Raw genomic sequence first — 11,145 nt, forward strand, 5'->3', positions numbered from 1 at the left:
TCACCGCCATGTCCACCGCCGTACCGACCGCCGACCGACCGCCCGGAGAGAAGAACCCATGCCCCTGTGGCCCGTCTACACCGGCGCGCCTGACCCGCACGACGGCATCACCCGGCTGCCGCCGCCCCCGCCCTGGCGGGACTTCGACGGCGGCCCCGTGCTCGATCCGCCCGACGCGGACGGCGACCCGGCGGCCGCCTCGCCCGACCGCGCCCACCGGGCCGCGACCTACCAGGCCACCGAGGACACGGTGCAACTGGTCAACGCGGCCCTGTACCTGCGGCGCCCGCTGCTGGTCACCGGGCCGCCCGGCACCGGCAAGTCGTCCCTCGCCTACGCGGTCGCCCGTGAGCTGCGGCTCGGCCCGGTGCTCAGGTGGAACATCACCAGCCGCAGCACGCTGGGCGACGGCCTCTACACCTACGACCCGCTCTCCCGCCTGTACGCGGCACGCCGGCCCGCACAGCCGTCCGACGCCGACTCCCCCGCCCACGCCCCCGCCACGGGTGTCGAGGACCATCTGCGCCTGGGCCCGCTCGGCACCGCCCTGCTGCCCTACGCACGGCCGCGCGCCCTGCTCGTCGACGAGATCGACAAGAGCGACCTGGACCTGCCCAACGACCTGCTGCACGTCCTGGAGGAGGGCCAGTACGAGATCCCCGAACTCGTCCGGGCCTCCCGGGACACCCCGGGCGGTCATGCCGAGGTCCTGATCGACGGCGCCGACCTGCGGGTACCGGTGGCGCGCGGCCGGGTCCGCTGCAAGGCCTTCCCGTTCGTCGTGCTCACCAGCAACGGCGAGCGCGAGTTCCCGCCCGCCTTCCTGCGCCGCTGCGTCTCGCTGCGGCTGCGGCAGCCCGACGACGACCACCTCGCCGAGATCGTCCGGGCCCACCTGGGCGAGCCCGACGCGTACGCGCGACAGCTGATCCACCGGTTCCTGTCCCGGGTGGGCAGCGGCGAACTGGCCACGGACCAGCTGCTCAACGCCATCTACCTGGCCCGTTCCTCCGGTCTTGGCGCCGACTCCCTGGACGAGCTGGCCGAGCGGCTGATGCCGTACCTCGGCCGGTCCGCGCGGCCCGACGCCTTCTGATGCCCACCGACCGGCCCGGCGCACCGGACCCGCCGCCCCTGCCCCGCCTCGCCGACGTCCTCGGCCGGGGGGCGGGCACCGGTGCCCGCCCGACCCCGCTGGAGCTGGCCGAACTCCTCTGGCTGGCCGGGCACATGGAGCCCGCGGCACCGGACCCGGCGGACGCCCCCGCGTCCGGGACCCGGCCCGCGGACCCGCCCCCGGCCACCGCGGACGCCCCGGACCGGCACCGGGACCAAGACGGGGAGGGAGAGGGGGACCGGGCCGGGGAACGGGAGCGGGACCGGGCCGGCGGAAGGGGGCAGGACCGGCACGGGCGCCGGACCCGGGACGACCGGGCGGCGGGCACCGCGCCCCCGCCCGGAGCCCCGCGCACTCCGCTGCGGCTGCCGTCCCCGGCCCCCGCGCCCGGCACCTCGGCGGCCCAGCCGCACAGCGCCCTGCTCGCGCCCGCACCGCCGATGCTGCGCCACACGCTGGCGCTGCAACGCGCCCTGCGCCCGCTCAAGCGCCGCAGCGACGCGCCCGTCGGCCACGAGGTGGACGAGTCCGCGACCGCCGACCGCATCGCGCGCCTCGGCGCCGCGCCCGAGTGGTGGCTGCCCGTACTGCGCCCGGTACGGGAGCGGTGGCTGCGTCTGCACCTGGTGCACGACGCGGGCCCCACGATGCCCGTCTGGCAGCCCCTCGTCCGCGAACTGCACACCGCGCTCGCCCAGTCGGGCGTCTTCCGCACCGTCACCCTGCACCGCGCGGAGGCCGACGGCACCGTCCGCGGGGACGGTGCCCAGATCCCCGCCGACGGCCGTACGGTCATGCTGCTGATCAGCGACTGCATGGGCCCGCAGTGGCGCGAGGGCCCGGCCGGCACCCGGTGGTTCGGCACCCTGCGCGGCTGGGCGCGCCGCACTCCGCTGGCCGTTCTCCAGCCGCTGCCCGAGCAGTTGTGGCGGGACACCGCCCTGCCGCCGGTCCCGGGCCGGCTCCTGGCCCCGCACCGGGCCGCGCCCAGCGCCTCGCTCGCCTTCACCCCGTACGACGAGGCCGCGCCCCGGGCCCCCGAGGGCGCTCCGTACGTCCCCGTGCTGGAGCCGGGCCCCGAGTGGCTGGCGAACTGGGCCGCGCTGGTGGCGAGTCCGGGCGGCACCCCGTACCCGGGCGCGGCCGCCGCGCTGCACCGCCCGCTGCCGGCCGACGCCGACGACCGGACGGACCTCGCGGGGCTGTCGGCCGAGGAGGTCGTCCTGCGTTTTCGCGCCGGCGCCTCCCCGCAGGCCTACCGGCTGGCCGGGCACCTCGCGCTGGGCCGCCCCGACCTGCCGGTGATGCGGCTGGTGCAGGCCGCGGTCGAGCCGGACCCGCGGCCCCAGCACCTGGCCGAGGTCATCCTCGGCGGACTGCTCACCGCGGTCCCCGGACCGCCCGGCTCCTACGCCTTCCGCCCCGGCGTGCGCGAGCTGCTCCTGCGCGGGCTGCCGCGCACCGCCCGCAACCGCACCCACGAGCTGCTGCTGCGCACCGGCGGCCTGATCGACGAACGGGCGGGGCGCTCGCCCGGGGAGTTCCGGGCGCTGGTGCCGTCCCGGGAGGGTACCGAGCGGGCCGACGGGAGCGAGTCGTTCGCGGCGATCAGCGAGGAGAGCGCGCGGCAGCTGACGGTGCGGGAGCGGCCCCCCGCGCGGTCGCCGTTCCCGGCCGCCCTCGGCGCCCGCTACCGGCCCACGCGCCGGCTCACCCCGAGCGGGAGGATCTGGCTGGCCGAGGACACCGGTCCGCAGCAGGCGGCGCCCGGCCCGACGGCGGCCAACCGGACGGTGGCGATCCGGCTGCACCGCACGGACTCCGACCCGGCCTCGCACCGCGCCTTCCTGCGGGACGCGCGGCGGCTGACGCGGCTGTCCCACCCGAACCTGGTGACCGTCCTCGACGCCGGTGTCGAGGACGACGTCCCGTACGTGGTCATGGAGCACCTCGACGGCATAGCGCTGAGCGCCCTCACCCGGTCCGACGACCCGCGGCTGCCGGTGCCGCTGACGGTGTCGGTGGGGGCGCAGCTGGCCCGGGCGCTCACCGCCCTGCACCGGGCGGGTGTGGCGCACGGCGGCCTCAAGGCGTCCCGGGTGGTGCTGCTGCCGGACGGCACGGTCCGGCTCAGCCTCTTCGAACCGGGGCGGGCCGCGGGCCCGGCGGGACGCTCCGCGGACCTGCGCGCCCTGTGCGACCTCCTGCTGCGGCTGACGTCGGGGGCCCCGCAGCCGGCCGTCCCGGTCGACTCCCGCCGCCTGGACCGGCTGCCCCGATCCCTGCGCATCCACTACGCGCACGCCTTCGACCAGCTGATGTCGCCCTCGTCGGCGACCCAGGCCCGCGGTCTGGAACTGCTCGCCGACCCGCAGCTGCTCACCCGGGCGAAGGAGGCGTACGCGCCGCGCCGCTACCGCGCCCTGGGTCCGCTGCGGGTCGACGTCCCGGACGGCTCGTCCCGCCCCGCACCCGAGGTGCACGCGCTGCTGGCGATGCTGCTGCTCAAGCACGGCCGCACGGTGACGCACGAGGAGCTGCGGTGGGGGCTGTGGGACCCGGGCGACGAGCCCCGCAACCCGCGGGCCGAGGTGACCCGGCTGGCGGCGCGGCTGGCGGACGTCCTGGGCCCGGGCGTTCTCGCGAAGTCCGCCCACGGCTACGGCCTGCACACCAGCGCCGACGACCTGGACCTGGTGCGCTGCGACGAGCTGGTGCGGCGTGCCGAGGCGGCCGGGCTGCGGGACGCGCTCACCGAGGCCCACGGTCTGGTCACCGAGGCGCTGGCGCTGTGGGGCGACGCCGGGCCCCTGGCGGACGTGCCCGGCCCCGCCGCCCGCACCGCCCGCACCCGCCTGCTGCGGCTGCGGCTCGCCCTGCACACCAGGCGCGCCGAGCTGGACCTGGCCCTCGGCGAGTACGACCGGGCCTCGACCGACCTGGCCGGCCTGCTGCGGGCCCACCCGCACCGAGAGGACTTCCGCCGCCTGTACCTGATCGCGCTGCGCCGCCAGGGCCGGGGCGAGGAGGCGCTGGAGGTGTACGAGGAGTACGAGCTGTCCGGCGGACGCAGCCCGGCCCTGACGGCACTGGGCCGGGAGCTGCGCGAGGAGCACGCCGCGCCGGCGGACGAGGCGCCGTGGTCGGAGTACGGGCAGCGCCCGCACGACCCGGACGGCACCGAGTCCGTCGTGTCCGCCCCGGACGAGCTGCCGGAGGGCCCCTTCCCGACCGAGGACGACCTCTGGACGCCCCTGCTCGACGACGACGCGGGGCACGACACGGCACGGTCCCCGGCGGACCGGGCCGCGCGCGAGGAACGGGAGGAACGGGAGGCGGACCGGGCCGCGCTGCGCGAGGCGATGCGGGACGAGGGGCTGGAACCGGAACCGGAACTGGAACCGGACGAGGAACCGGCATGGGCCGAGGCGGAGGAACCGGATCCGCAGCAGCCGGACCTCGGCCTCGACACCGACTTCCGCTGCTGCGCCCGCTACGCCTACGCCGACGGCCCGCGGACCGGGCCCCCGGCCCACCCGGTGGCCCCCGACGCCCGCGCGGCCCTGCACGGCGTGGTCGCGGACCTGCTGGCGGACAGCGGCATGGACGGCGCCTCGTACGAACTCCTGGACGACCGCGGCGGCCTGCTGGTGCTGTTGGCGCCGCGTGCGGAGGCCGCGCCGCTGCTGAGGGCGACCGTGGCCGGTCTGCCCGGGCTGCTGCCCCGCCTGGGCGGCCCGCGGCTGCGGGTGGAGTTCTGGCAGGTGGAGTTCCGGCTGGACGGGACCGGGGAGCAGTCGCTGGGCCGCGCCGACGCCGGGGCGGTCGGCGCGGTCCTGGACGCCTCCCCCGCGCGTGCGGTGGTCGCCCTCTCCGACTCCCTCTACTACGACGAGGTGCGCGAGGAGGGTCAGGACGGTCCCGCCTTCCCGCCGGACCTCTTCCGGTCGCTGCCCGGCGACACCGGCTGGTACCACCTGGTCGGGAGCGCCGGGCCCGCGGCGGCGCGCACGGCCGCCGGGAACCGCTGAACGCTGCGCGCCCCCCGTTCAGCGGCCCCCCGCCCGGCCCCCTCCAGCGGGCGCCCGCCCGCGCCGCCGCGCACGATCGGAGCCTGGAGGCCGTCCACCGGGCGGCCCCGCACGGTCCGCGCTCTCGGGAGGATTCGCCATGACCGCCAGTACTGCCAATACCGCCAGTCTGGAGGCGCTGCGCCGCTGCCACTTCGCCGTCGACCTGGGCGCGGCGCGGACCCGCGTCTATGTGAAGGGTGCCGGGCTCGTCGTCGACCAGCCGTCCGCCGCGGCGGTCAACACCCGCACGGGCGCCCTCATCGCGGTCGGCGAGTTCGCGGAGAAGATGACCGGCCGCACCCCCGGCTACATCCGCGTCGTGCGGCCCGTCTCCGGCGGCACGGTGGTCGACATCGAGATGGCCCAGCGCATGCTGCGCCACCTGCTCGGCGACCGGATCCGGCGCGCCCTGCGCCGCAAGCCCCGGCTGCGGGCCGCCGTCTGCACCCCGCACGACGCGGACCCGCTGTCCCAGCGCGCGGCGATCGAGACGCTGGTCGGGCTCGGGGCGCGCCGGGTGGAACTGGTCGACACGCTCATCGCGGCGGCGGTCGGCTGCGGACTGCCCGTGGAGCAGCCCGAGGCGACCATGATCATGGTGTGCGGGGCGCACGCCACGCAGGTCGCGGTGCTCTCGCTCGGTTCGATCGTGACCGCCGAGCGCATCCCGGTGGGCGGCGAGGCCGTGGACCACGCGATCGTGCAGCTGCTGCGCCACCAGCACGAGCTGGTGCTGCCCAGCCAGTCGGTGCGCCCGCTGCAGCTCGCCCTGTCCGGCAACGGGCTGACCCCGCAGGGACCGGCGTCCACCGAGATCCACGGCCGGGACGTGGCGACCGGTCTGGCCCGCAGTGTGCGGGTCGACACCGCCACGGTGCGCAACGCCATCCAGACGCCGCTGACTGCGGTGCTCGACGGCATCGGCAAGGTGCTGCGGGACTGCCCGCCCGACCTGGTCGCGGACCTCGCCGACCGCGGGATCATGATGGTCGGCGGGAGCGCGCTGCTGCCCGGCTTCGACCAGATGCTGCGTCAGGCCACCGGCATGCCGGTGCACATCGCGGAACGGCCGGACGTGTGCGCGGTCCAGGGCCTCGGCAGCATGCTGGAGGGCCGGGTCGAGCCGCTGGTCCTGCACCCGACGACCGCCGACTCCGACTGATCGGCCACCGGGGTCCCGAGGAGGCCGGGCGCATGACCGGGCAGCCCGCGCCGCCCCGGCTGACCCGGCTCCTCGAAGCCCTCCTGGGCGTCGGCACCGGCCTGGATCTGCGCGGTGTCCTGCAGCGCATCGTGGACGGCGCCGCCGAACTGACCGGCGCCGCGGGCGCGGCCCTGGTCGTCACGGACCCCGGCGAGGGCGGCCTGGCCGGGATCCGCACCCCGGGCCCCGGTCCGGTGCCGGGGACGGGGCCCGTGCTGCGGGTGCCCGTCCAGGTGCGGGACGAGGAGTTCGGCGAGCTGCGGCTGGCCGGACGGCCCGGGGCGGCACCGTTCACCGTCGAGGACGAGCAGCTGCTGCGGGTCCTGGCCACGCAGGCCGGTGTCTCGATCGGCAACGCCCGGCTGTACGAGACGGCCCGGCAGCGCGAGCGCTGGATCGAGGGCGCGGCGGCCGTCACCACCGCGCTGCTCACCGAGGAGGGCGCCGACGACGCGCTGACCACGGTGGCCGAACGGGCCCGGCTGCTCGCCGGCGCCTCCGCGGGCGTCATCCTGCACCCGACCGCCGAGGGCGGCATGGAGATCGTGACGGCCTCCTCGCCGGACGACCCGGACGGCATGGTCGGCGCGACCATCGCGCCGGGCAGTCCCGTGCTGGAACAGCTCCTGGGCGGCGAGCCGGTGTTCATCGAGGACTCGGCGACCGATCCCCGTATGACGACCCACGTACGGCACCGGTTCGGGCCCAGCATGATGCTGCCCCTGCAGGCCGACGGCCGGCTCATCGGCACCCTCGCCCTGCCCCGCCGGCGCGGCGGGCGCCCGTACACGGAGCTGGAACGGCTGCTCGCGACGCAGTTCGCCTCGCAGGCGGCGCTCGCCCTCGTGCTGGCCGACGCCCGGCGCGGCCGGGAGCGGCTGGCGGTCTACGAGGACCGCGACCGCATCGCACGCGACCTGCACGACCTGGTGGTGCAGCGGCTGTTCGCCACCGGCATGATGCTGGAGTCCACGCGGCGCCGCCCGGGTGCCGAGGACGTCCGCGACATCCTCGGCCGTGCGGTGGACGAGCTGCGCTCGACGGTCGGTGAGGTCCGCACCACCATCTTCGCGCTCCAGCAGCCCCCGGCGGACCCGCCGACCGGACTGCGCGGCCGGGTGCTGCGCGAGACCGCGTCCGCCGCCGCCCGGCTCGGCGTCACACCGTCCACGCATTTCCGCGGCGCCGTGGACACCCGGGTGCCCGACCGGGTCGCCGACCGCCTCGTGACCGCCCTCCGCGACGCCCTGGCCGACGCGGCCGCCCGCCCGGGCGTATCCCGCGTCGAGGTCACCGTGGAGACGCCCGCCCCCCTGCCGCAGGGCCGGGGAGGGGTGCGGCTGAGCGTCTTCGACGACGGCGAGGGCGAGGACGGGACGCGGGGGACGACGGTCACGTGGTGGGCGCCGCTCTGAGGCCGGACAGAGCCGGACGGGGCCGGACGGGGCCGGGCAGGCGGCCCGGTCGGGTGGTGCCGGCCTCGCAGGCGGGGTACCCGGCCGGGGACCGCCCGGCAGGAGGAGGTACCACGATGAGCGAGCCGACCCCGTCCCAGGCCGAGGGCGAACGCGACGACGAACCGGACACGCCGGACGTGCCCCACACCACTCCCTCCCAGGCGGAGGGCGAACGCGAGGACGAAGTCGAGAGCACCGAGGAGGAGCCGGGAGCCCGGTGACACGTCTCCCTGACGGTGTCAGGAAAATCTCGCACTGCCAAAGCTGCTTGCCGCGTGGATAGCGTCATGGCCGGCGACGGGGCAGCGGCTCCGCCGCATCCCCACACCAGCGCGGGCCATGGGTGCACGCCGTGAGAACGCAAGGAGACAGTGCGTGTTTGAACGCATGGCCGAACTGGCGATCCGCCGGTCCCGGCTGGTACTCGTCGTCGCAGCCGTGACCGTGGTCCTCATGGGAGTCCTGGGCGCCGGCGCGTTCGGCAAGCTCCTGCCCGGTGGCTTCGACGACCCGTCCTCGCAGTCCAGCAGGGCCAAGGCGGTCATCACCGAGAAGTTCGGCGGGGAGTCGAACCTGGTCCTGCTGGTCCGTGCCCCCGAGGGCGGCGTCGACGGCGCGGAGGCCAGGCAGCAGGGCGAGGCGCTGACGGCCGGCCTCAAGAAGGAGGAGACGGTCGCCAACGTGATCTCGTACTGGGACACGGGCAACCCGGACCTCCGTTCCGCGGACGGCAGTCAGGCGATGGTGCTCGCCCATGTGAAGGGCGGTGACACCAAGGAGCGGGAGAACGCCGCGGAGATCATCGACGAGTACGCCGGCACCGAGGACGGCGGGCTCACCGTCGAGGCCGGCGGCAGCGCGGCCGTGGGCGACGACATGGGGACCTACTCCTCCGAGGACCTCGTCCTCGCCGAGACCATCGCCCTGCCCCTGACCCTGCTGCTGCTCCTGTTCGTCTTCGGCAGCGTGGTCTCGGCCCTGCTGCCGCTGGCCGTCGGACTCATCGCGATCGCGGGCACGTTCGCGGAACTCTTCCTCCTCGGCAGCGTCACCAGCATCTCCGTGACCGCCACCAACCTGACCACCGCCCTGGGGCTCGGCCTCGGCATCGACTACGCGCTGCTGATGGTCAGCCGGTTCCGCGAACAGCTCGCGAAGGGCGCGAGCGTGGACGACGCCGTCCGGCACACCGTGCACACCGCGGGCCGTACCGTCGCCTTCTCCGCCGCCACGGTGGCGGTCGCGCTCGCGGCGCTCCTGGTCTTCCCGCAGTACTTCCTGCGCTCGTTCGGGTACGCCGGCGTCGGCGTGGTCGCCATCGCCGCCGTCAGCACCCTGTTCGTGATGCCGGCCCTGCTCCACGTCCTGGGGCACCGGGTCAACAAGGGCAGGCTGCCGTGGGCGGGCAAGGCCGAGCGGCGGGACGGCTCCCGGGTGCCCTTCTGGGGACGGCTGGCCCGCACCGCCATGCGCCGGCCCGCTCTCACCGCGCTGCCGGTGCTCGCGGTGCTGCTGCTGGCGGCGAGTCCGCTGCTGGGCATCTCCATCGGCATCGCGGACGAGCGCTCGCTGCCCGAGGACGCGGGCAGCCGCCGGGTCTCGGCCCAGCTGGCGGAGAACTTCAACGGCAGCGACGCGGCGGCGATCCACGTGGTCATGGACGAGTCGGTGGGCACGGCACCGCTGGGCTCGTACGCGGGCGAGCTGTCGCGGCTCGACGGCGTCGTCCGTGTCGAGGCGTCCACCGGGACCTACACCGACGGGCAGGCCACCGCGCCCGGTCCGCGCAACGCCGTGCTGGGCCGCCCCGAGGCGCAGCGGATCAACGTGGTGAGCGACCTGGCCCCGATGTCCGACGCGGCCCAGGACCTGGTCGAGGACGTACGGGCGGTCGCGGCGCCCGAAGGGACCGACCCCCTGGTGGGCGGGCGGGACGCCGCGCTGGTCGACTCCAAGGACTCCATCACCGGCCTGGTCCCGCTCGCCGGCGGCCTGATCGCGCTCACCACCTTCGTCCTGCTGTTCCTGTTCACCGGCAGCGTGGTCCAGCCGCTGCGGGCACTGGTGCTCAACGTCGCCAGCCTGGGCGCGGCCCTCGGCGTCATGACCTGGATGTTCCAGGACGGCCACTTCTCGGACCTGTTCGGCTTCACGCCGCAGCCGATGGAGGTGTCGATGACGCTGCTGATGTTCTGCATCGCCTTCGGCCTCTCGATGGACTACGAGGTGTTCGTCACCAGCCGGATCAAGGAGCTGCACGACCGGGGCGCGGACCACGAGAGCGCGGTGGTCGACGGCCTCGGCCACACGGGACGCATCGTCAGCGCGGCGGCCTGCCTGCTGGCGGTGAGCTTCTTCGCCTTCGGCACGGCCGGCATCAGCTACATGCAGATGTTCGGCCTGGGCAGCGGACTGGCCATCCTGATCGACGCCGTCGCCGTCCGGGGCGTGCTGGTGCCCGCCGCGATGCGCCTGCTCGGCCGTTCGGCCTGGTACGCCCCGCCGTTCCTGCGCCGGGCGCACGACCGCTTCGGCCTCAGCGAGGGCGGCCACGAGCCGGCCCCGGCACCGGAGCGGACCCACGAGAAGGACCCGACGGCAGTCTGACCACGCGGGACACCCCGCCGCCGAGGAACCCCGTGCCCGTCTCCGTCCCCCGGAGGCGGGCACGGCCGCTGCGACGGCCGGAGGATGCCCGGCCCGACGAGGTTTCAGACCCCGGCGCAGGTGAGAACGTTCCTGCGGCGAGGCGCACGAGTGGGGCGGGTGGGACTCGAACCCACGGCCGACGGAAATGAGTCCTTTCTGATCTTCCGATCCGTCCCGGCTCTTACCCCGTCTTTCCTATAACCGCAGGTCAGAGGCGTTTTGCCGTTCGGGCTCTGCGCCGACCTTCCTGATCTTTCCGGGTCCTTCCGTCCCCTGCGTGTCCCCTGGCAGTCCCCCGAGAGCCTTCCCAGACGAGGCGCACGGGGACGGCACCCCTCATCCTGGATCTGCCGGGGCACCGCCCTGTTTCAACACGGACCGTTGACTGGACTTACCCTTGCGGCCAGCACGCGAAGGTGCAGGTCAGCCACATTATTACTCACGGTTCCGTCGAGGGAAGCCGACCGGAGTAGACCGTACGGCATGCCCCTGGATCGGGTGCGGGGCTCAGCCAGCGACGTATGCGATGGCGTCGTGGCTATGGATGCTTTCTAGGTTGCGGACCTTCACCGAGTGACGAAGACCCCGCTCGCGGCAGACGTGGCTGACCTCCCGCGCCATATCCTCCACGAATACAGGGTGGTC

The 11,145-nt window shown here is 75.3% G+C and carries 7 protein-coding genes; 6 read left to right on the forward strand and 1 reads right to left on the reverse strand.

Annotated elements, in window-relative coordinates; all coding sequences use genetic code 11:
• Positions 1-58 precede the first annotated feature (58 nt).
• The 6 genes from K7854_RS29465 to K7854_RS29490 all read left to right on the forward strand — a co-directional run bounded on the left by K7854_RS29465 (position 59) and on the right by K7854_RS29490 (position 10,458).
• Positions 59-1,096: an AAA family ATPase gene (locus K7854_RS29465; protein ID WP_226029603.1), complete on the forward strand. Its 1,038-nt coding sequence runs from the start codon at positions 59-61 to the stop codon at positions 1,094-1,096.
• The gene (locus K7854_RS29470; RefSeq protein WP_226029604.1) at positions 1,096-5,148 is read left to right on the forward strand and encodes an SAV_2336 N-terminal domain-related protein; all 4,053 of its coding nucleotides are present in this window, start codon (positions 1,096-1,098) and stop codon (positions 5,146-5,148) included. Before K7854_RS29465 ends, K7854_RS29470 begins: the two co-directional genes overlap by 1 nt.
• Positions 5,149-5,287: 139 nt before the next feature.
• Positions 5,288-6,352 (forward strand): rod shape-determining protein, encoded by a 1,065-nt coding sequence (locus K7854_RS29475; protein WP_226029605.1) that lies wholly within the window; start codon positions 5,288-5,290, stop codon positions 6,350-6,352.
• Between the two features lie 32 nt (positions 6,353-6,384).
• Complete coding sequence (locus tag K7854_RS29480) at positions 6,385-7,809, forward strand: sensor histidine kinase (protein WP_226029606.1); 1,425 nt, start codon at positions 6,385-6,387, stop codon at positions 7,807-7,809.
• Positions 7,810-7,925: 116 nt separating this feature from the next.
• Positions 7,926-8,072, forward strand: a complete 147-nt coding sequence (locus K7854_RS29485) for a hypothetical protein (protein ID WP_226029607.1) — start codon at positions 7,926-7,928, stop codon at positions 8,070-8,072.
• Between the two features lie 154 nt (positions 8,073-8,226).
• Entirely contained in the window at positions 8,227-10,458 is a 2,232-nt protein-coding gene (locus K7854_RS29490; RefSeq protein WP_226029608.1) for an MMPL family transporter, read from the forward strand.
• A 549-nt stretch (positions 10,459-11,007) separates the two neighbouring features.
• On the opposite strand, the gene K7854_RS29495 is transcribed toward K7854_RS29490, so the two are convergent.
• Positions 11,008-11,145 (reverse strand): GTP cyclohydrolase, FolE2/MptA family (locus K7854_RS29495; protein WP_264087895.1); only part of this gene is annotated, 138 nt, incomplete at its 5' end.

The sequence above is a fragment of the Streptomyces hyderabadensis genome (assembly GCF_020404845.1).
Classification (GTDB): domain Bacteria; phylum Actinomycetota; class Actinomycetes; order Streptomycetales; family Streptomycetaceae; genus Streptomyces; species Streptomyces hyderabadensis.